This window comes from Ancylobacter aquaticus (genome assembly GCF_004339465.1).
Taxonomy (GTDB): domain Bacteria; phylum Pseudomonadota; class Alphaproteobacteria; order Rhizobiales; family Xanthobacteraceae; genus Ancylobacter; species Ancylobacter aquaticus.
Genome location: NZ_SMFY01000001.1, coordinates 1,018,927 through 1,040,189 on the forward strand (window position 1 = coordinate 1,018,927; position 21,263 = coordinate 1,040,189).

General features: G+C 66.4%; 20 protein-coding genes. 16 read left to right on the top strand and 4 right to left on the bottom strand.

The annotated features are described in order from the left end of the window. Positions 1-62 precede the first annotated feature (62 nt). Positions 63-884, bottom strand: a complete 822-nt coding sequence (locus EV667_RS04720) for an alpha/beta hydrolase (protein WP_131834120.1) — start codon at positions 882-884, stop codon at positions 63-65. A 446-nt stretch (positions 885-1,330) separates the two neighbouring features. On the opposite strand from EV667_RS04720, the gene EV667_RS04725 reads away from it, so the two are divergent. The 5 genes from EV667_RS04725 to EV667_RS04745 all read left to right on the top strand — a co-directional run bounded on the left by EV667_RS04725 (position 1,331) and on the right by EV667_RS04745 (position 6,234). Continuing rightward, complete coding sequence (locus tag EV667_RS04725) at positions 1,331-1,981, top strand: GntR family transcriptional regulator (RefSeq protein ID WP_131834121.1); 651 nt, start codon at positions 1,331-1,333, stop codon at positions 1,979-1,981. Continuing rightward, positions 1,978-3,537 (top strand): sugar ABC transporter ATP-binding protein, encoded by a 1,560-nt coding sequence (locus tag EV667_RS04730; RefSeq protein WP_131834122.1) that lies wholly within the window; start codon positions 1,978-1,980, stop codon positions 3,535-3,537. Before EV667_RS04725 ends, EV667_RS04730 begins: the two co-directional genes overlap by 4 nt. After that, positions 3,530-4,522, top strand: coding sequence for an ABC transporter permease (locus tag EV667_RS04735; protein ID WP_131834123.1), 993 nt, complete (start codon positions 3,530-3,532; stop codon positions 4,520-4,522). The genes EV667_RS04730 and EV667_RS04735 overlap by 8 nt, the downstream gene beginning before the upstream one ends. A gap of 81 nt (positions 4,523-4,603) precedes the next feature. Next, positions 4,604-5,554 carry a substrate-binding domain-containing protein gene (locus EV667_RS04740; RefSeq protein ID WP_131834124.1) on the top strand — a complete coding sequence of 317 codons (951 nt, stop codon included), beginning with the start codon at positions 4,604-4,606 and terminating at the stop codon, positions 5,552-5,554. Positions 5,555-5,613: 59 nt separating this feature from the next. Then, positions 5,614-6,234, top strand: a complete 621-nt coding sequence (locus tag EV667_RS04745) for a DJ-1/PfpI family protein (RefSeq protein ID WP_131834125.1) — start codon at positions 5,614-5,616, stop codon at positions 6,232-6,234. 207 nt (positions 6,235-6,441) lie between these two features. Here EV667_RS04745 and EV667_RS04750 read toward each other — a convergent pair whose 3' ends face one another. After that, the gene (locus EV667_RS04750) at positions 6,442-7,401 is read right to left on the bottom strand and encodes an MBL fold metallo-hydrolase (protein ID WP_131835023.1); all 960 of its coding nucleotides are present in this window, start codon (positions 7,399-7,401) and stop codon (positions 6,442-6,444) included. Positions 7,402-7,556: 155 nt separating this feature from the next. On the opposite strand from EV667_RS04750, the gene EV667_RS04755 reads away from it, so the two are divergent. The 9 genes from EV667_RS04755 (at position 7,557) to EV667_RS04795 (ending at position 17,014) form a co-directional block, all read left to right on the top strand. Continuing rightward, positions 7,557-8,450 (top strand): LysR family transcriptional regulator, encoded by an 894-nt coding sequence (locus tag EV667_RS04755; RefSeq protein ID WP_131834126.1) that lies wholly within the window; start codon positions 7,557-7,559, stop codon positions 8,448-8,450. A gap of 213 nt (positions 8,451-8,663) precedes the next feature. Further along, positions 8,664-10,262, top strand: coding sequence for an ATP-binding protein (locus EV667_RS04760; protein ID WP_131834127.1), 1,599 nt, complete (start codon positions 8,664-8,666; stop codon positions 10,260-10,262). Further along, on the top strand, positions 10,259-10,873 hold the full coding sequence (locus tag EV667_RS04765) for a response regulator transcription factor (RefSeq protein WP_131834128.1): 615 nt from the start codon (positions 10,259-10,261) through the stop codon (positions 10,871-10,873). The genes EV667_RS04760 and EV667_RS04765 overlap by 4 nt, the downstream gene beginning before the upstream one ends. A gap of 103 nt (positions 10,874-10,976) precedes the next feature. Continuing rightward, entirely contained in the window at positions 10,977-11,351 is a 375-nt protein-coding gene (locus EV667_RS04770; RefSeq protein WP_131834129.1) for a response regulator transcription factor, read from the top strand. A gap of 97 nt (positions 11,352-11,448) precedes the next feature. After that, entirely contained in the window at positions 11,449-12,102 is a 654-nt protein-coding gene (locus tag EV667_RS04775; RefSeq protein ID WP_131834130.1) for a hydrolase, read from the top strand. Between the two features lie 62 nt (positions 12,103-12,164). After that, positions 12,165-13,001, top strand: a complete 837-nt coding sequence (locus EV667_RS04780) for an alpha/beta fold hydrolase (RefSeq protein WP_131834131.1) — start codon at positions 12,165-12,167, stop codon at positions 12,999-13,001. Positions 13,002-13,176: 175 nt separating this feature from the next. Beyond that, on the top strand, positions 13,177-13,455 hold the full coding sequence (locus tag EV667_RS04785; protein ID WP_131834132.1) for a XapX domain-containing protein: 279 nt from the start codon (positions 13,177-13,179) through the stop codon (positions 13,453-13,455). Positions 13,456-13,487: 32 nt separating this feature from the next. After that, the gene (locus tag EV667_RS04790; protein WP_131834133.1) at positions 13,488-15,359 is read left to right on the top strand and encodes an amidohydrolase; all 1,872 of its coding nucleotides are present in this window, start codon (positions 13,488-13,490) and stop codon (positions 15,357-15,359) included. 41 nt (positions 15,360-15,400) lie between these two features. Beyond that, positions 15,401-17,014: an MFS transporter gene (locus EV667_RS04795; protein ID WP_131834134.1), complete on the top strand. Its 1,614-nt coding sequence runs from the start codon at positions 15,401-15,403 to the stop codon at positions 17,012-17,014. Positions 17,015-17,172: 158 nt separating this feature from the next. On the opposite strand, the gene EV667_RS04800 is transcribed toward EV667_RS04795, so the two are convergent. Then, positions 17,173-18,207 carry an aldo/keto reductase gene (locus EV667_RS04800; protein WP_131834135.1) on the bottom strand — a complete coding sequence of 345 codons (1,035 nt, stop codon included), beginning with the start codon at positions 18,205-18,207 and terminating at the stop codon, positions 17,173-17,175. A gap of 123 nt (positions 18,208-18,330) precedes the next feature. Here EV667_RS04800 and EV667_RS04805 point away from each other — a divergent pair, with 123 nt between their 5' ends. Then, the gene (locus EV667_RS04805) at positions 18,331-18,930 is read left to right on the top strand and encodes a TetR/AcrR family transcriptional regulator (protein WP_131835024.1); all 600 of its coding nucleotides are present in this window, start codon (positions 18,331-18,333) and stop codon (positions 18,928-18,930) included. A gap of 48 nt (positions 18,931-18,978) precedes the next feature. Here EV667_RS04805 and EV667_RS04810 read toward each other — a convergent pair whose 3' ends face one another. Further along, positions 18,979-19,908 carry a LysR family transcriptional regulator gene (locus EV667_RS04810; RefSeq protein ID WP_131834136.1) on the bottom strand — a complete coding sequence of 310 codons (930 nt, stop codon included), beginning with the start codon at positions 19,906-19,908 and terminating at the stop codon, positions 18,979-18,981. Between the two features lie 278 nt (positions 19,909-20,186). On the opposite strand from EV667_RS04810, the gene EV667_RS04815 reads away from it, so the two are divergent. After that, complete coding sequence (locus EV667_RS04815; protein WP_245515971.1) at positions 20,187-21,263, top strand: thiolase C-terminal domain-containing protein; 1,077 nt, start codon at positions 20,187-20,189, stop codon at positions 21,261-21,263.

Consider the following 21,263-nt stretch of genomic DNA (forward strand, 5'->3'; position numbering starts at 1 on the left):
TCGACGCACAGCGACTGGCGGCGCGGCCCCAACCGAAGGGCCTCCGGTGACGCCCGGGCGGCTCACGGGCCGGCTGCGAGGCACTCCACGAGATGGCCTGCGGCCTCGGACCCAGGTGTCCCGAGATCGGCCATGATGCTCATATGGTCGAGGCCGGGGAGTGTGCGTTGAACGACGCTGCTGCCGGTGGCGGTTGTCACATGAGAGCTGAAAGCATTCATTTGCTGGTGGAATGGTGCCGTTTCCAATTCCCCGACCAACAGCCGGACCTTCGGGCCTGCCCGGTAGTCCCGGGCTAGCGGGCTGAAATCGCTGATTTCCCGGTCGGTCAGGTCCAGTAGATCCCTCAGGAACGAGATTTTCAGCGGTGCGAGATCATAGATGCCGCTTATTAGAACGGCACCCGAAATCCGGCCGGCCGGCCCGCTCGCGTCGAGCAGCAGCGCACCGAGCTGGGCGCCCGCCGAGTGGCCGCTGATGGTAAGACGGGCCGGGTCGCCACCATAGGCGCCGATATGTTGGACGATCCAGTCGCGGGCGCGGCGGACCTGCGCGACGAGCGCCTCCATCCGCACGGCCGGCATCAGGGCGTAATCGACGACTACCGCGATCGCACCCGCCCGCGTCACCGTTTCGGCGACGAAGGAAAAGTCCTCCTTGGCGAACATGCGCCAATAGCCACCGTGGATGAACATGTGCACGGCACCCGTCGCCCGATGGGGCGGCGGGAAGAACAGGTCGAGCCTCTCCGCCGGCGAGGGGCCATAGGCGATATCCGCGCACATCCGCAGTCGCGCCCGCGTCACCGCGCTGCGCGCCGCATAGTCGGCCACGTGGCGGTCGAAATCCGGCACGACGTCGCGGGTTCGGAAGGGGTCGACCATGGAGGCACAACTTCACTGTCAGGGCCGAGCGGCGTGATCGGGGGGGGCGTCGGGTTCCGCCGGCAGGCCACGTGGAGCCACGCTTCCCAGGCGCGGCAGGGCCCGCTCAAAAAGGGTGGAGGCGGCTAAGTGCGCATCGGTGTGGACATGAACCCGACGGCATCGGCGCACCAATATCACGTCGGGCATGACGCCGGCCTTTGCCGACGATGATGTCTCGCTTCATTCGCATCGCACAGAAGTCGGCCAAAGGTCCCTCCCACGTTTCTGGTATAATGTATTATTGCTTAGTTGGTCGCCTATATAAAATCGTATAGGATATCGTATTGAGTGGTGTAGAGGATCGTGCTAGCTGTTGATCGCTGTCAAGGGGCAACGCAATGCGCAGTTCGAGACCTCACGCTGCTTCCCGGTACCTGCCTGAAGAGGGTGGACTAGCGCCTGCGGTGCATCGCGCCGCCAGTCTGGCCGAGGAAGTCTATGACGCGATCTTTGCGCGCCTGATGGCGCTCAAAATCCCTCCCGGCGCGCGCATCACCGTCGACAATCTGGTGCGTGAGCTGGCGGTGTCGCAGACGCCGATCCGGGAGGCGCTCGGGCGTCTCGAGGGCGAGGGTCTCGTCGTCAAGACGCATCTGGTCGGCTACAGCGCCGCGCCGCAGATCACCCGTGCCCGCTTCGAGGAACTCTACGATCTGCGTCTGCTGCTAGAGCCGGAGATGGCGGGTCGGGCTGCGGCCTCCATGACCGATCAGGCACTCGAGGCGCTCACCGGCGCCGCCGGCGTCAATCTGCGCGGGGGAGGGGCGGATGAGCGCGCGCGCTATCCGCAATTCGCCCGGCAGGACGCCATCTTCCACGACATGATTCTTGAGGTCGGTGGCAACGGGCTGGTTCGAGAAACCCTGACGCACCAGCACACCCATTTTCACATTTTCCGCCTGATGTTCCATGCGCTCGTCACCGAGGAAGCGCTTGACGAGCATGAGGCCCTGCTTATGGCTTTTGCCTCCCGCGACGTCGACGCGGCGCGCCTCGCCATGCGGGTGCATCTGGAGCGCTCGCGCGACCGCCTGTCCCCGGCGTTCGACCAATGACTGGGGCGCTCGCTCACCTCCCCGCCATCCAAGGCGCGCCGATCCTTCACGCCGAGCGACTCGGCAAGGAGTTTGGCGGCGTCACGGTGTTGTCGGACGTGACGCTGGATATCCGGCCTGGCGAAATCCACGCCATCATCGGTGAGAATGGTGCCGGCAAGTCCACGCTCATGCGCCTGCTGTCCGGCTATCTCAGGCCGAGCGAGGGCGGGATGCTGATGGATGGCGAACCTGTCGCCTTCCACACCCCCTCGGATGCGCAGGCGGCCGGCATTGCACTGGTGCATCAGGAAATCCTGCTGGCCGAGGCGCTGACCGTCACCGAGAACATCTTCATCGGCCGCGAGATGACCCGCTTCGGCCGGCTGGACGAGCGTGCCATGCGCGAGGCGGCGGCCGCGCAGCTTGCCGAGATCGGCTGCAAAGTGTCGCCCCGCGCGCTCGTGCGCGACATCTCCCTCGCCAACAGGCAGCTCGTGCAGATCGCCAAGGCGCTGCTGGGCACGCACCGCGTGGTGATTTTCGACGAGCCGACGGCGGTTCTCACCCACGACGAAGTCGACCCGCTGCTCGACATCATCATCAAGCTGAAACAGCGCGGCGTCGCCATCCTCTATATCAGCCACCGCCTCGACGAGGTGGAACGGCTGGCCGACCGTGTCACCGTTTTGCGTGACGGGCGCAGGGTCGGCACCTACGATGCCGAGGGCCTCACGCCGCAGCGTATGGCGAGCCTGATGGTCGGGCGCGAGTTCTCCAGCCTCTATCCGCCAAAGCTCGAACGGGTGCCGGGCGAGCCTGCGCTCGAAATCGAGCACGCCCATGTGCCTGGCTTCGTGAACGACGTGTCGTTCACCCTGCGCAAGGGCGAGATTCTCGGCCTTGCCGGCATGATCGGCGCCGGGCGCACCGAACTTTTCGAGGGGCTTCTCGGCCTGCGTGCCGCGAGTTTCGGCGGGGTCCGCCTGCACGGCCGGCCGGTCCATTTCCACTCGCCGGCCGATGCCGCACGAGCGGGGCTCGGCTATCTCACGGAGGATCGCAAGGGCAAGGGCCTGCTGCTCGGCGAGCGCCTCGCGCCCAATCTGACGCTCGCCGCGCTGGACCGGGTGCATCCCTTCGCCGGGCTCGATCTTGCGGGCGAGGCGCGGCAGCTCGATCAGGCCGTGCGGCATTACGATATCCGCCTGCGCAGCCTTGACGCGAAGGCCGGCCAGCTCTCTGGCGGCAACCAGCAGAAGCTGTTGTTGGCCAAGGTGATGCTCAACGAGCCCTCCGTCCTCGTCATCGACGAGCCGACGCGCGGCATCGACATCGCCAACAAGAGCCAGATCTACGCCTTCATCCAGTCGCTCGTGCGGGAGGGGCGTTCCTGCATCGTCATCTCCTCGGAGATGCAGGAGTTGATCGGGTTGTGCGACCGCATCCTCGTCATGCGCTCGGGTCGAATCAACGGGGAACTCACCGGCGACGCCATGTCGGAGAGCAATGTCGCGCTTTACGCCACCAGCAGCGTGGCGAGCGAAGAAATATCAAAGGGAAACGCACATGGCTGATGTCGCCGCTGCGCCGCCGCGCGCCCAGCAGAACTGGTCGATTGGCTGGGGCGATGCCGGCCCCTTCCTCGCACTCGCCGCGCTGGTGGCGATCGGCTACCTCGTGAATCCCGACTTCCTGTCGGCCAACAACATCGCCAATGTCGTCACCCGCAGTGCCTTCATCGGCATCATCGCGATCGGGGCGACCTTCGTGATCTCCTCGGGCGGGCTCGACCTTTCGGTCGGCTCAATGGCCGCCTTCATCACCGGCGTGATGATCCTGTTCATGAACACGGTGGCGCCGAATGTCGGCACGGCGGCGATCCCGCTCGGCATGGCGGTGGCCCTCGTCACCGGCATTGCCTGCGGCCTGCTGAACGGCACCATCGTCACGGTAGGACGTATCGAGCCCTTCATCGCCACGCTGGGGACGATGGGCATCTTCCGCGCCCTCATCACCTACATGACCGATGGCGGCACGGTGGCGATCGACCGCAGCCTGCGCGAAGCCTATCGCCCGGTCTATTTCGGCGATGTGCTGGGCGTGCCGATCCCGATCCTCGTGTCGCTCGGCGTGGCGCTGGTCGCCGCCTATGTGCTCTACCGCACGCGCTATGGCCGCCGCTGCGTGGCGGTGGGCGCCAATGAGGATGTGGCGCGCTATTCCGGCATCTCGGTCACGCGGGTCCGCATCACCGCCTATGTCATCCAGGGCGCCTGCGTGGCCATCGCCGCCATCTGCTACGTGCCCCGGCTTGGCGCAGCGACGCCAACCACCGGCCTGCTCTGGGAGCTACAGGTCATCACGGCCGTGGTCATCGGCGGCACCGCCCTGCGCGGTGGGCGCGGACGCATCTGGGGCACGGTGGCCGGCGCGGTGATCCTCGAATTCATCGCCAACCTCATGGTCCTTTCCGACGTCGTCTCCGAGTACCTCGTCGCAGCGGTGCAGGGCGTCATCATCATCATCGCGATGCTGATCCAGAGGATGTCGAAGAGGTAGGCGAGCGAAATGCCGGCGCGCGCGAGGCAGCCGCGACGCGCCGAACTTCAAACAAGACTGCCGCACCAATGGAGGAAACGCATGCTCAGGAATTCGCTGATCGCGGCAGGACTTACGACCGCGCTTCTTGCCGCCGGCCCGGCGTCGGCCGCCGAAAAGAAGATCATCGCCGTCTCGATCCCCGCCGCCGACCATGGGTGGACCGCCGGCGTGGTCTATCACGCCAATGCCGCCGCGAAGGAGATCAACAAGGCCTTCCCCGGCATCGAGGTCGTCGTGAAAACCTCGCCCTCGGCCAGCGCACAGGTCAGCGCCATCGAGGACATGTCCGCCACGCGCAAGATGGACGCTCTGGTGATCCTGCCGCACAGCTCCGAGGAATTGACCACGCCGGTCAAGACCATCAAGGAGAAGGGCGCCTTCATCACCGTGGTGGATCGCGGCCTCAATGACCCGAGCATCCAGGATCTCTATGTCGCCGGTGACAACATCGCGGTCGGCTTCAATACCGCGAAGTTCCTGGTCGACAAGTTGGGCGGCAAGGGCAACCTCGTCGTGCTGCGCGGCATTCCCACCGTCATCGACGACGAGCGCATCAAGGGCTTTCAGGACGGGATCAAGGGGTCCGACCTGAAGATCCTCGACATCCAGTACGCCAACTGGAACAGCGACGAGGCCTTCAAGCTGATGCAGGACTATCTCGCCAAATACCCGCAGATCGACGCGGTGTGGGCCAATGACGACGACATGCTGCTCGGCGTCCTTGAGGCGATCAAGCAGTCCGGCCGCAAGGACATCAAGTTCGCGCTCGGCGGCAACGGCATGAAGGAAATCATCGAGAAGGTGAAGGCGGGCGACGCCATGACCCCGGTCGAGACGCCCTATCCGCCCTCCATGATCAAGACCGCCATCTATCTGACCGCCGCGCATTTCGCCGGCCATGCGCCGGTGCGCGGCTCGCTCAAGCTCGATGCACCTCTGATCACCAAGGACAATGCCGAGGAATACTATTTCCCCGACTCGCCGTTCTGAACGTCACCCCTCGGCCGGGCTCGCGCGCCCGGCCCTCACCTCGTGCGGAGACACTCACCATGCCGGGCAAGAAAATCCTGATGCTGACGGGCGAATTCACCGAGGAATACGAAATCTTCGTGTTCCAGCAGGGAATGGAAGCCGTCGGCCACACCGTCCACGTCGTCTGTCCCGACAAGAAGGCCGGCGAGAAGATCCAGACCTCGCTGCACGACTTTGAAGGGCATCAGACCTATATCGAGCGCTACGGCCACCTTGCCGACATCAACAAGACCTTCTCCGAGGTGAATTTGGAGGAGTATCACGCCGTGTATTGCGCCGGCGGGCGTGGGCCGGAATATATCCGCACCGACAAGCGGATTCAGGCCATGGTCCGCCACTTCCACGAGACCGGCAAGCCGATCTTCACCATCTGCCACGGGGCGCAGATCCTCATGGCGGTGGATGGGGTGCTGACCGGCAAGCGGGTCGGCGCGCTCGGCGCCTGCGAACCGGAAGTGCGGCTGGCCGGCGGCATTTATGTCGACCTCTCCCCCACTGAGGCGCTGGTCGACGGCAACATGGTCTCCGCCAAGGGCTGGACCGCGCTGGCGGCCTTCATGCGCGAGTGCCTGAAGGTGCTGGGCACGGAGATCCGCCACTCCGAGGAAGTGCCGGCCATCGCCACCCGGGCGGCGTGACATCGCTTGATCCCGGGCGCTCGGAAGAGCGTCCGGGATGTTCGCCCAAACTGGCCGCGTTCGGTTTCATCGAGACTGGCCGGATGAACGGCATCGGACCGCTGAGAGCCAAGTGGGACCCGCTGCCGGCTTTTGGACACTTGGATAAAGTGTCGACGTGACGGGCGGGAGTACACCCTGATGTCCGCGCGTGCCTTGTCCGTCCGGTCAGAACTGCCAGCCGGCGGGCACCCAGGCATAGCCGGAATCGGTGCGCAGGATTCGTCCGAGGCCCGGGAAGGGATAGTGAAAGCCGAGAACCAGCATCCGGTCGGCTGCGGCCTGATCGAAGATGCGCCCGCGCGCCGTGGCGGCGGCCTCCTGATCGCGGTCCGGTCCCGGACGCCAGGGTCGGTCGATGTTGACCACGGGGTGATAGGCGAGATCCGCCGTCAGCAGCAGTTGATCCCCGCCTGAATGAACGAGGAAGGTGGCCATCCCAGGCGTATGGCCGCTTGCGGCGATCGTGGTCAGGCCCGGCAGAAGCTCCGCGCCGGCCTCGTAGAACGCGATGCCCTGGGTGACGGGCTGCAGGCTCTGCTTGATGTTGGCCGCGAAACGCTTCTGGAACGCTTCAGGCACCGGCATATAGGAGAGATCCGGCTCGTTCTCGACGAAGAACGCCCAATCCGCCTTTGGCACCATGACGGTCGCGCGGGGAAAGGCACGGCCGCCATCGCCGGTTCGCAGATTGCCGACATGGTCGGGGTGGGTGTGCGAGATGACGATAAGGTCGATGTCGTCGGCCGAAAGACCAATGGCGCTGAGATTGTCGAACAGGCGGCCGCCCTTCGGCCCCATCGTGCTTCCCGCGCCGGCCTCCAGCAGAACGCGGCGACCGTCTATCTCCAGAAGCAGCGTGTTGAGGTTGAGGGTCATGAAGTCGGTGGGGAGGAAGGCCTGCCTGAGCGCGTCGTGCAACTCGGCCTCCGGCGCGTCTCCCGCATAGACCTTCGGCGGGCCGCCGATGAGGCCATCGCTGAGCACGGTGGCGGTGATGTCGCCGACCTTGAAACGGTAATGGCCGACATTGCCGACCGAAGCCGGCGCCGTTGGCTGGGCGAGCCCCGTGCCGGGCACAGCTGTGCCAAGCAGCGTCCCGGACGCACCGGCCACAGCCGTCAGCATGATCTTGCGTCGGTTGATCGTCAGCATGGCATTCCCTCCGATGGCAGCCACTGCCCGCTGCGGCCGAGGCCTCCCGTTCAAGGGGGACGGTGACACCGTCTCACTGGCTTGATAAGACGATCAATGGCGATCAATCCGATCGGTAATAGTGATCAATCGTGACCGTGCGGCTTGACCATCTTGAGACTTTCGCGCTCATCGTTCGATGCGGCGGCTTCCGCGCGGCAGCGGCCGAGCGCGGCGTTTCCTCGTCCGTCATAAGCCAGACGATGGCCGCACTCGAACAGGCGCTCGGCCTCCGGCTGCTGAACCGGACCACCCGCAGCGTCGCCGCCACCGAGGCGGGCGAACGCCTTCTGGCCCGGCTTCGCCCCGCTTTGGATGACATCCACCTCGCCCTTTCCGAGCTCGATCAGTTGCGCGAGCAGCCGTCCGGAACGCTGCGCATCAACGCGCCCGGCCCGGCGGTGGACCACATTCTGTGCCCGCTCGCCTTCGCGTTTATGGAGGCTCACCCCGAGGTCAAGGTCGAGATCGTCAGCGATGCGGCGATCATAGACATCGTCGGGCAGGGGTTCGACGCGGGCGTCCGGTTCGGCCAGCAACTGGCCAAGGACATGATCGCGCTGCCGCTGGGGCAGCCCCTGCGCTACGCGATCGTCGCCTCCCCGCACTATCTCGGCAAACGCGGTCGGCCGAATGCGCCGTCCGATCTCGTCGGCCATGACTGCATCCGCCGCCGCTATCCCGGCGGGGCCCTCGCCACATGGGCATTCGGGAAGAACGATGAGGCGGTCGAGATCGTCCCGGAAGGCCGGCTGACACTCGGGTCGGCGCATCAGGAACTGCAGGCGGCCATCGCCGGGCAAGGCATTGCCCATGTGCTCGACGATTATGCGCGCGCGGCGATCGAGGACGGGAGGCTGGTCGAAGTGCTGGCGGACTGGAGCCCGAAGCTGCCGAGCTGGTTCCTCTACTACCCGAACCGGCGACACAGCAGCGCGGCAATGCGCGCGTTTCTCGACTTCGTCCGAAAATCGGCCCGTTGAGTGCGATCCGAGCAGATTGAAACAATCTGATCGGTCGGTCGCCCTCTAACTCTATGATAAATAACGCGTTATCCGATGAACTTGCGTTGCAAGTTGATCGGCGCGTGCTCAAGGCCTCCGGCTTCCGCCGGTGGACAAAGCGGACCAACTCGGGAACGCTCCAGCGCGGGCGTCCATCGGCCCGGGGATTTCAGCGGCGAGAGGGAAAACGCATTGTTGGGCGGCGAAGACCAGACGGAGACCTCCTTCAGGGTCACGCGCCCGCAACTTGCCGTGGCGGGCGGCCTGTCGCTCGCGCTGGTCGCCCTGTTCGTCGCGACGATGCCCTTTGCGCGCCTGCCCACCCACAATACGGAAATACTGGTGCCGGCCTACGCCGCCGCGACCTTCGTGCTGGAGGCGATGACGGCTGCGCTCCTCTTCGCGCTTTACTGCGCGCGGCGGTACCTTCCGCTTCTCTTCCTCGCTTCCGGCTATCTGTTCGGGGCGCTGATGCTTGCGCCCTGGGCACTGACCTTTCCGGGCGTCTTTACCGGCTTCGACATGGATGCAGGGCTGCAGGTGACGGCCGCCTTCGCCCTGCTGCGCCGGCTGGCCTTCCCGCTTTTCGTGCTTGCCTTCGCACTCGCCCCGCGTCGCGAGATCACGACGAACGCCTCGCTGGTCGCGATAAGTGTCTGCGTCGCTGCGACGGTCCTGATCGAGGCGACGCTCTTCTTTCGTGACTGGCTTCCGCCGCTGATGCTGGACGGGCGGCAGGTGAACCTGCTGTGGCAGGTCGTGCCCGCCCTGGCGATGATGCTCTATGCCGTGGATATCGCCCTGCTGCTGTGGTTTCGCCGGTCTGCGCTGGGTATGTGGGTCTGCATCGTCCTGTTCTCGCTCGGAATCGAATTGCTGCTCATCTCCTATCTCGGCGGGGGCTCAAGGCTGAGCGTCGGCTGGTGGGCCGGCCGGCTCTATGGGCTGGTGGCGATGAGTATCATCCTGCTGGTCCTCGTCGCCCAGACGACGCTGGTGCATGTGCGCCTCGCCCGCACGGTGGCGGCCGAGCTGCGCAGCCGGGAGAAGCGGCTGACCGCCATGGAGGCGCTCTCCGCGTCGATTGCCCATGAGATCAACCAGCCCCTCGCCAGCATGGTGACAAATGCCGATGCGGCGCTGCGCTGGCTGTCCAAGGCTGAGCCGCGCATCGACAAGGCGGAACTGGCGCTGCGCCGGATCGTCGAGGACGGGCACCGGGCCAATGGCGTGGTCAGGGGCATCCGCACCATGTTCACCAAGGGAACGCGCGAGCGGGCCGAACTGGACCTTGCCGGAATCGTTGCGGCGGCGGCCGAGGAGGCGGCCCGCGACGCGCGCCATTATGGGGTCGAGATCGCCATCGAAGGCGAGGGCGAGGGCGAAGTGCCTCCCGTCATCGGCAATGCCGTGCAGCTTCACCACGTCCTGCGCAACCTCATCGAAAACGCCGTGGATGCGGTGCGGGCGGGCCCGCTGCGGGCGCGTCGCGTGACGGTGCGCCTGTCGCAGGAGGCGCACGGCGAGGTGCATGTCTGCGTCGCCGACACCGGGCCCGGCATTGCCGCCGAAGTGGCCGAGCGTCTGTTCGACCCCTTCATCACCACCAAGCCGGGCGGCATGGGGATGGGTTTGATGTTCTGCCGCGCCGTGGTGGAGGCGCATGGCGGCAGCATCTGGGCGAGCGCGAACGCCCCGCAGGGGGCGATCTTCCATTTCTCGCTTCCCGTGGCGATCCTGTCTGTGACAGACGCGCAGGCAAGGTCTGGCGTGGAGGAGAAAGCCCGATGACGGACGCAGTAGTCTATGTCGTCGACGATGACCGCTCGGTCCTCGCTTCGCTGGAGAGCTTGCTGTCCTGTGAGGGCTATCAGGTGCTCACCTACGAATCGCCGAAGGATTTCCTCGCGGCGCGGTGCCCGGACCTTCCTGGCTGCCTCATCCTCGATGTGCGGCTGCGAGGGGCGAGCGGGCTCGAATTCCAGCGCGAACTCGCACGCGCCGGCATCGCCACGCCCATCGTCTTCATCACCGGCCATGGCGACGTGCCCATGTCGGTGACGGCGATGAAGTCGGGTGCCGTCGAGTTTCTACTCAAGCCATTTCGCGACCAGGACCTGCTCGACGCGGTGCGCGAGGGCATTGGCCGCGATCGTCGGCGCCGGGCGCGCGACGCCGAAATCGCCGCGCTACGGGTCCGCCAGGCGGCATTGACCCCGCGTGAGCGCGAGCTGATGCCGCTCGTCGCCAGCGGGCTGATGAACAAGCAGATCGCCGCCCAGCTGCAACTGAGCGAGGCGACGGTGAAGGTGCATCGCGCCCAGATCATGCAGAAGCTGCAGGCCCGAACCATCGCCGATCTGGTGCGGATCGTCGATCAACTGGCCGGCTCCGGGACGTAGCGCGCTACGCCCACCGGCCAATTGTGGCACACCGGGCCGGCCGGCAAAGCTCGCCACCATGGCCGGGCCACTCGCTGTCTGGCGTGATGGACCCGTCCCGGGCATGCGCAAGACAGTGGCAATCGTCGACGACGATCCGGCGGCTCTGGCGGCCCTCGGCGCGCTGGTCGATGCGATTGGCTACCGGCCGCTGTGCTTTTCCGATCCCGCAGATTTCCTGGCGTCGGATCGGGCGCGAGCGGTCGATGTGCTTGTGGCGGATATACGTCTGCGTGATTTCAGCGGCATCGTGCTTCACCGCCGCCTGCGGGCGGAAGGCCTCGATGTGCCGACAATTCTCGTGACCGCCTATCCCGACGAGGCGACGAAGCGCCGGGCGTTACGGGCCGGTTTCCAGGGCTATCTCGCCAAGCCGGTGGTGCCGGAGGAGTTGCTGGCCTGCCTGCGCCAAGCGACCGCGCGAAACGGGCCGGACTAGCCCCAGGGTCAACGGGCCTCCTTCCCGCGCACAATTGAACCGCCCGCGACCCGCGCCCTACGACTTGTCGCCGAACCTCATCAGGCAGGGATGTGCAATGCCAACCGCGACTCCGACACCCGGCAAGGAACTCCTCGATCCCGACAACCATCTTCTGGTGCTGATCGACTTCCAGTCGCAGATGGCCTTTGCGACCGGCTCGATCGATGCCGTCATTCTGCGCAACAATGCGGCGCTGATTTCCCGCGCCGCCGCCGGTTTCAACGTGCCGACCATCCTCACGACGGTGGCCGAGAAGAGTTTTTCCGGGCCGATGTTCGGCGAAATCACCGAGGCGTTCCCCGGTCAGCCCATGCTGGACCGTACCTCGATGAACACCTGGGAAGATGCGGCGGTCATCGACAGGGTGAACGAGATCGGCAGGGGGCGCGTCGTGCTCGCCGGCCTCTGGACGAGCGTGTGCATCGTCGGACCGGCGCTGTCCGCCATCGAGCAGGGGTTCGAGGTCTTCTTCATCGCCGATGCCTGTGGCGACGTTTCCGAGGAAGCGCATGAGCGCGCCGTTCAACGCATGATCCAGGCCGGGGCCCGGCCGATGACCTCGCTGCAATATCTGCTCGAACTCCAGCGCGACTGGGCCCGCACCCGGACCTACGAGATGACGACCGGAATCGCGAAGAAATTCGGCGGCGCCTATGGCCACGGCATCGTCTACGCCAAGACCATGTTCGGTGCGTCGGAAGGTGATTGAGGCGAGGCGATGAGCGATCAAGATGTTTGCCTCTTCGCCATAGCCACACACGGAGTTCTGACATGACCACCATCACCACCAAGGACGGTGTCGAGATCTTCTTCAAGGACTGGGGTCCGAAGGACGCCCAGCCGATCATGTTCCACCATGGCTGGCCGCTGTCGTCCGACGATTGGGATGCGCAGATGCTGTTCTTCGTTCAGAACGGCTTCCGCGTCGTCGCCCATGACCGTCGCGGCCATGGCCGTTCGGAGCAGGTGTCCGGTGGCCACGACATGGACCATTACGCCGCTGACGCCTTCGCTGTGGTCGAGCACCTCGACCTGAAGAACGCCGTGCATATCGGCCACTCCACCGGCGGCGGTGAAGTCGCCCGCTATGTCGCCAAGCATGGCGAGCCGGCAGGCCGTGTCGCCAAGGCGGTACTGGTCTCCGCCGTGCCGCCGCTGATGCTGAAGACCGACGCCAACCCGGAAGGGCTGCCGCTCGACGTCTTCGACGGCTTCCGCAAGGCCACTGCCGAGAACCGCGCGCAGTTCTTCGTCGATGTGCCGGCCGGTCCGTTCTACGGCTTCAACCGCGATGGCGCCAAGGTCTATCCCGGCGTTGTCAATAATTGGTGGCGCCAGGGCATGATGGGCAGCGCCAAGGCCCACTATGAGGGCATCAAGGCCTTTTCCGAGACCAACCAGACCGACGACCTCAAGGCCATCAGCGTGCCGACGCTGGTGATGCATGGCGATGACGACCAGATCGTGCCGATCGCGGATTCGGCGTTGAAGGCAGTCAAGCTGCTGAAGAACGGCACCCTCAAGGTCTACAAGGGCTATCCCCACGGCATGCTGACCACTCATGCCGAGGTGATCAACCCGGACCTTCTCGCCTTCATCAAGGGCTGAACGCCGGCGCGCCCCGCACGCTCGCGGGGCGCGCCTCTTGCGGCTGCAATGCCTTGCCGCTGCATGTCTCACCCACCTGCTCTGGAAGACAGGCTGCCGCCGTCGTCTGCGTGACGGTCCCGTGGGTTAGGGCCGTTGAACGGAGCAGGCGCGGAGCCCCGCAGGAGGGCGTGTGATGAAGCTCTATCTCGCCTCCCTCAGTGCCGGCCTTCTGGTCGGCATCGTCTACAGCCTCATGAACGTGCGCTCGCCGGCCCCGCCGGTGGTGGCGCTGGTCGGGCTTTTCGGCATCCTCATCGGCGAGCAAATGGTGCCCGTCGCCCGGCACCTTCTCAGGGGCGACAGCCTGCGTTCCGCCATCGGCCTCGCCGATTGCCCGGATCATGTTCTGGGCCATCTGCCCGGCCGCAAGGCCGGCACGGGCGAGGGCCGCGAGGCGCCTCCCCGGTCCTGAGGGGCCGGGCCATCCCAGTGGAGACAGCGATCATGCCATCCACCGCCGATCTGATCCTGTTCAACGGCAAGGTCACGACGCTCGACCGTTCCAATCCGCAGGCCGAGGCGGTGGCGATCAAGGACGGCAAGGTGCTGTTCGCCGGCGCCACGCGGGAGGCGATGACCCTCTCCAGTGAGGCGACGACGCGCCTCGACCTTGGCGGGCGCCGGGTCATTCCGGGCCTGATCGACAGCCACATGCACATCATCCGCGGCGGGCTGAACTACAATATGGAGCTGCGCTGGGACGGCGTGCGCTCGCTGAGCCACGCGATGGAGATGCTCAAGAGGCAGGTCGACAACACTCCCGCCCCGCAATGGGTGCGTGTGGTCGGTGGCTTCAGCGAGCACCAGTTCGCTGAAAAGCGCCTGCCGACGCTGGAGGAGATCAACGCGGTCGCTCCCGACACGCCGGTGTTCATCCTGCACCTCTATGACCGCGCTTTGCTCAACGGGGCCGCGCTGCGGGCGGTGGGCTACACCAGGGATACGCCCAACCCACCCGGCGGCGAGATCGCGCGCGACGGCGCGGGCAACCCCACCGGCCTGCTGCTCGCCCAGCCCAACGCGACCATCCTCTATGCGACGCTGGCCAAGGGCCCGAAGCTGCCGGTGGAGTACCAGAAGAACTCCACCCGCCATTTCATGCGAGAGGTGAACAGGCTCGGTGTCACCGGCGTCATTGATGCCGGCGGCGGCTTCCAGAATTATCCGGACGACTACGCGATCATCGAGGAACTGCACCGCGCGGGCGAACTCAGCGTGCGGATCGCCTACAACCTCTTTACCCAGAAGCCGAAGGAGGAGCTTTCCGATTTCGCCGGCTGGGCGAAGCAGGTGACGCCCGGCCAGGGCGACGACCTCTACCGCACCAATGGCGCCGGCGAGATGCTGGTCTATTCCGCCGCCGATTTCGAGGATTTCCGCGTCGAGCGCCCGGACATGCCGGCGAGCATGGAAGGCGACCTCGAACCCGTCATCCGCCTGCTGGCCGAGAATCGCTGGCCGTGGCGGATGCACGCCACCTACGACCAGACCATTTCGCGCGCCCTCGACGTGTTCGAGAAGGTCAACCGGGATGTTCCGCTCGAAGGGCTCAACTGGTTCTTCGACCATGCCGAGACCATCACCGACCGCAATATCGAGCGCATCGCCCGGCTCGGCGGCGGCATCGCGGTGCAGCACCGCATGGCCTTCCAGGGGGAGTATTTTGCCGAGCGCTACGGCCACCGCGCCGCCGAGCGTACGCCGCCGGTGCGGCGCATGCTCGACATGGGCGTGAAAGTGGGCGCGGGCACCGATGCCACCCGTGTCGCCTCCTACAATCCGTGGATCTCGCTGGCCTGGCTCGTCACCGGCATGACGGTGGGCGGGCTCGCGCTCTATCCCGCCGCGAACCGCCTCGACCGCGAGGCGGCGCTGCGATTGTGGACCGAAGCCAACACCTGGTTCTCCAACGAGGAGGGCAAGAAGGGGCAGATCGCCGTCGGCCAGCTGGCCGACATCGCGGTGCTGTCGGATGATTATTTCGCTGTTCCGGAAGAAGCCATCGCCGACATCACCGCCGTCCTCACCTTGCTGGACGGCAAGCCCGTGCATGGTGCGGGCGACTTCAGGGACCTCGCGCCCGAACTGCCGCCGGCGATGCCGGACTGGTCGCCGGTGCGCACCTTCGGCGGCTACCAGCAACGCGCACAGGCCGCCGGGCAGGCTTCCAAATACGCTTTCGCCCGGCTGTGCGGCTGCGCCCAGGAATGCAACGTCCATGGTCATGCCCATGCCGGCGCGTGGCGGGCCGAGGTGCCGACCTCCGACACGCAAGCTTTCTGGGGCGCGCTCGGCTGCGCCTGCTGGGCTGTCTGACGATCGCGCGCCGCGCGCCGTGCGCTGAGGAGAGACAAGATATGAGTGAGGCCCTGAAATCGGCTCCGCCCCCCGCCGCTGGCAGCTTCGCCCCGCTGCGGCGCCCGGTCTTCGCCGTGCTGTGGGCGGCCACCGTGCTGGGCAATACCGGCAGCTTCATGCGCGACGTGGCGAGCGCCTGGCTGGTGACGGACCTTTCCGCTTCGCCCGCCGCCGTTGCCGCCGTGCAGGCCGCCGGCATGCTGCCCATCTTCCTGCTCGCCATACCGGCCGGCGTGCTCTCCGACATTCTCGACCGGCGGAAGTTCCTGATCTTCATCCAGATCATGCTCGGCTGCGTCAGCGCCACGCTGATGCTGCTCTCGGCGAGCGGCCTCGTCACCGTGTCGGGGCTCATCATGCTCACCTTCGTCGGCGGGATCGGCGCCGCGCTGATGGGGCCGACCTGGCAATCCATCGTGCCCGAGCTGGTGCCGCGCGGCGAACTGAAGAGCGCAGTGGCGCTCAATTCGCTGGGCATCAACATTGCCCGCTCCATCGGGCCTGCCGTCGGCGGCCTGCTGCTCGCGGCCTTCGGCGCGGCCGTGACCTATGGCGCGGACGTCGCCAGCTATGTCTTCGTCATCGCTGCGCTGCTGTGGTGGAAGCGGCCGGTGGCCACGCAGGATGAACTCAGCGAGCACTTCGGCGGCGCGTTCCGGGCCGGGCTGCGCTATGCCCGCTCCAGCCGCGAACTGCATGTGGTGCTGCTGCGCGCGGCGGTGTTCTTCGCCTTCGCCAGTGCCGTCTGGGCCCTGCTGCCGCTCGTTACCCGGCAATTGCTGGCGGGAGACGCGGCGTTCTATGGACTTCTGCTCGGCTCTGTCGGCGCTGGTGCCATTCTCGGCGCGCTGGCCCTGCCCATGGCGCGCGCGAGGCTGAGCCCGGACGGGCTGATGCTCGCCGCCGCGCTGGCGACCGGCGCCGCCTCGACCGCGCTCGCGCTCGGTCCGCCGAAATGGGCGGCGGTGCTGGTGCTGCTGGTAATGGGCGCGGCGTGGATCGTCGCGCTGACCACGCTCAACGCCACGGCGCAAGCCATTCTGCCGAACTGGGTGCGCGGGCGCGCGCTCGCCGTCTATCTCACCGTGTTTAACGGCGCAATGGCCGGGGGTAGCCTCGGCTGGGGCTTCGTCGCGCAGGAAATCGGCCTGTCTGCGACACTGGCGACGGCCGCCGCCGGGCTGGTCATTTCCGGGCTCATCGTGCACCGCATCGCGCTGCCGAAGGGCGAGAGCGACCTCGCGCCCTCGAACCACTGGCCTGAGCCGCTGCTCGCCCAACCCGTGCCGGGCGATCGCGGGCCGGTGCTGGTGCAGATCGAGTATCAGATCGCGACCGAAGACCGACCGGCCTTCCTGAAGGTGCTGGAACGTCTCTCGCACGCGCGCCGGCGGGACGGCGCCACCTCCTGGGGCGTGATGGAGGATGCGGCCGAGCCGACTTTGGTGACGGAGTGGTTCATGGTCGACTCCTGGGCCGAGCATCTGCGCCAGCATCATCGCGTGTCGCAGGCCGATGCCGATGTGCAGCAGCAGGTGCGCGCCTTCCATGCGATCGAGCCCCCACCCGTGGTGCGGCACCTGCTCGCGATCGATGCGCGGCGGGGGGGATGAGACGGGCGCGCGGTAGGTTGGGAGGCGCCAGGGCTGGCGCTTCATTGTGCTAAAGCATCAGGCCGTGCCCGCTGCCACGCAGGCGGCAAAGGCTTCCCGGCGCCGGCCTGCACGAACGGGCGCGCCGGGCCGCGACACCACCAATGCGCTCCAGATCATCAGGCGGCGGCCCGCTCGATGAGCGAGCGGCGCCGCAGGGAGGTCTGGGTGATCGACGGCGGCGCGTAAGCCGCCCCTTCGAGTGGCGCCACATCACAGGCCGGCGGCACGATAGCGTCGATCCGATCCAGAAGGTCGTCGGTCAACACCACATCGGCGCCGGCAAGCAGGCCATCGAGTTGCTCCATGGTGCGGGGGCCGATAATCGCGGCGCTGACGGCGGGATGCGCGACGACGAAGGCCAGCGCCATGTGCATCAGCGAGATGCCGGCGCTTTCGGCCAACGGGATCAACGCCTCGACCGCGCCGAGGCTTGCCTCGTCGGACATCGCCTTCGGAAAGAACTTCACGCGCAGCGAGTCGGGCTGCCGTTCTCCCCTCCTGTACCGGCCGGTGAGCATGCCCTTCGCCAGCGGGCTCCACGCCATCACGCCCATTCCGTAGCGCTGGCACGTCGGAAGCACCTCGTGCTCTATCGCCCGGTTGAGGATCGAATAGGGCGGCTGTTCGGTGCGGAAGCGCGCCAGACCGCGACGCTCGGCGGCCCATTGCGCCTCGACGATATCGGAGGCTGGGACGGTCGATGCGCCGAAGGCCCGGATTTTGCCCGCCCGCATCAGGTCGGTGAGCACCGAGAGCGTCTCCTCCACGTCGACATCCGGTGACATCCTGTGGATCTGGTAGAGGTCGATATGGTCCGTCTGCAGGCGCTGCAACGACCCTTCGACCGCGCGCGTGATCCAGCGGCGCGAGCCGCCGCGCTGGTTCGGGTCCTCGCCCATCGGAAGAGCCGCCTTGGTGGCGAGCACGACGTTGTTTCGTCGCCCTTTCAGCGCCTTGCCGACGATGATCTCGGATTCGCCCTGGCTGTAGGCGTCTGCGGTGTCGATGACGTTGATGCCGAAGTCGAGGGCCTTGTGGACCATGCTGACGCATGCCTCGTGATCGGCATTGGCCAGCTTCCCGAACATCATCGTGCCCAGGCAATAGGAGCTGACCCTTATGCCGGTCCGGCCAAGAGGGCGGTACTGCATGTTCGTCTCCGTTCATGAGGTCTGGCAGATGCGGAGAAAGCACGGTAGCTTTCAAATGGAACCAGCGTCCGCTTTATATGGAACACTGTTCCGCTTATCAAGAGGGTGACGCCGTTGACGGAGATGGACGAGGATCGGCCGGGCGCGCCAATCGAACCGGGCCGGCCGCTGCGGGCCGATGCCCGCCGCAATGTCGACGCCCTCCTGCGGGCTGCCCTGGCGGTGTTCGACAAAGGGGGGGTGGATGTGCCGATGCGGACAATCGCCGCCGAGGCGGGCGTTGGGGTCGGCACTCTGTATCGGCACTTTCCGCAGCGCTCGGATCTCATCAAGGCGATTATCCAGCGCGAGGTGGATGGCTGTGTCGAGGCAGCCGTGACGCTGGGCCGAACGCAGCCGCCTGGGGAGGCGCTGGCGTCATGGGTGCAGCGCCTCGTGGACCTCGCCGGCACCAAACGTGGCCTGGGGCCCGCGCTTCATTCGGGAGACGCGGCGTATCAGGCGCTGCCGAGCTATGTGCTGGGCCAACTCACGCCGGCGCTGCGCGGATTGCTCGATGCGGCGGCGGCGGCCGGAGACGTTCGTGCCGACGTCGACGCCCGCGAATTGCTGTTGGCCGCCATGCGGCTGGCTGCACCGGCCAGCGATGGCGAGACGGAGCAGGCGCGCCGCATGGTGGCGCTGCTGGTCGATGGTCTGCGCTTCCGGGCCGGCGCGAGTTGATCGGCGGGTCCGAGCTTATCAGATGGGTTCAATCGGATCGCGCGTTCTCTAGTGAGCGGCGGCGACCTCCGGCTCCACCATGCATTCCCGGACAAAGCCCTGCAGCCACTCGCGGAGCGCCGCGATGGCCGGGTCGTTCCATCGACGGGCCGGTGCGATGAAATAGTAGGCGCCCAGCCGGACATCGGCCGGGCACACCTCCATCAGCTCGCCGGAGGCGAGCATCTCGCCGGCCATGAGATCGCTCACCAGAGCCACGCCTTGCCCCAGCCGTGCCGCTTCCACGGCGAGATGCCCGTGCCACAGCTTGGGCCCCTTCAGCGGGGGAACGTTGTCGACGCCGGCATGCTCCAGCCAGTTTTCCCATTGCCGCGTCGAACGCTCGTGGAGGAGCGGCAGCTTCACCAGATCGCCCGCCATGCGCAGGTGCGGATGCGCCGCGCTGAACGGCGGGCTCGCAACCGCGAGAATGCGGGGCCGATAGACGATTTCCCCGCGCAGGTCCGGCGGAAAATTGGGGTATTCGAGGTAGTTTATCTCGGCGTCGACCTCCCCCTGGCTGAAGTCCGGTCGTGCGGAAATCGGCTGGAGGATGATCTCGCGCCCGCCAAGGAAGCGCTCGATTTCCGGCAGTCGCGCCAGCAGCCGTCGCGACGCGAGCCCCGCCATGCAACAGATGTGGAGCGCATCGCTGCTGCCTCCCCATAACTCGCCGGTGGCGCTGGCGATCAAATCCAGCGCGCGGCTGAGGTGCCCGGCGTAGCGCTTGCCCTCTCGGGTGAGGCTGAGGCCGCGACCGGATTTCTGGACCAGCTTCACGCCTATGGCCGATTCCAGGTTCTGGATATGACGCGAGACCACCGTGTGCGACACGGAGAGTTCGTCCGCGGCGGCCCTCACCGTTCCAGTCCGGCCAAATGTCTCAAATGCACGTAATGCCAGAAGAGGCGGCAGGCGCCGGCGGAAGGTTTGAGACATCGAGAGTAACTCCTGCGACGGTGAACCATGGCGTTCACCGTTAGCCCGAGGCGTAGATGACGCGCATCTATCGGCGCTCGTCAAGCAGCTGACAGATGCGCCCGATGCACCAATGCACAGGCTTCAAACTGCTTGTCGGAGGGTCGAAACGACATAGGCTCGATGGCAGGACAGATGGGAAATCTCGCGTGGCCAGCATTTCGGGCAAAGCCTCAATCGTCGGCGCATATGAGTCGCCACGCCGACAGGCGCCGCGCCTTCACCCCTTTGCACTCCAGATGGAATGCATCGCCGGGGCGTTGGACGACGCCGGCATCGCCCTCTCGGAGGTGGACGGGCTCTGCGTGGCCGCCAGCGACTGGGCGGAAGGCGGCGGGGTCAGCAGCCTCACGGAGTTTGCCGAATATGCCGGCATCACCCCGACCTTTTTCGACAGCACCGATGTCGGCGGCTGCTCCTACATCGTCCATGCCGGCCATGCGGCGGCGGCAATCGCGACAGGCCTCGCGGAAGTGGTGGTCATCAGCTACGCGGCGTGCCCGCGCTGGTGGCCGCTCGACACGCCGTCCTTCGATCCCTTCGTGCTGCCGGCGGGCCCGGGCCAGTTTGAGCTTCCCTACGGCCCGACCCTGATCTCGGCCTATGCCCTGTTCGCCCAGCGCCACATGGCGCTTTACGGCACGACCTCCGAGCAGCTTGCCAGGGTCGCCGTCACCTTCCGCGAGCATGCGGCCAACAATCCCCACGCACGCTTCACCGCGCCGATCACCATCGATGACGTGCTGGCCTCCACGCCGATTGCCTCCCCCCTGCGCAAGCTCGATTGCTGCGTCGTCACCGATGGCGGTGGCGCCATCGTGATGACCAGCGCGGAGCGCGCGAAGGATTGCCGCCGCCGCCCGGTTCATCTCGCCGGCTTCGGAAGCGCGGCGGCCCGCACCCAGATCAGCCAGATCGCGCTCGACCTTTCGACGCCGGCGGCGATCTCGGGGCCCCGCGCCTTTGCCATGGCCGGCATCGGGCACGACGATATCGACGTCGCGCAGATCTATGACGCTTTCACCATCACGCCGATGCTCGCGCTGGAGGATCTTGGCTTCTGCGGGCGCGGCGAAAGCGGCGGCTTCGTCGACGACGGGCATCTGACGCTGGGCGGGCGCCTCCCGACCAATACCGACGGTGGCGGCCTGTCCTCGAACCATCCCGGCAAGCGCGGCATCTTCACACTCATCGAAGGGGTGCGGCAGCTGCGCGGGGAGGGGCCGGGGCTCCAGATTCCCGATGCCGAGGTGGCTCTCGTCCATGGGCTGGGGGGCACATTCTGCGCCGCAGCTACCGCCATTCTCACCGTTTGA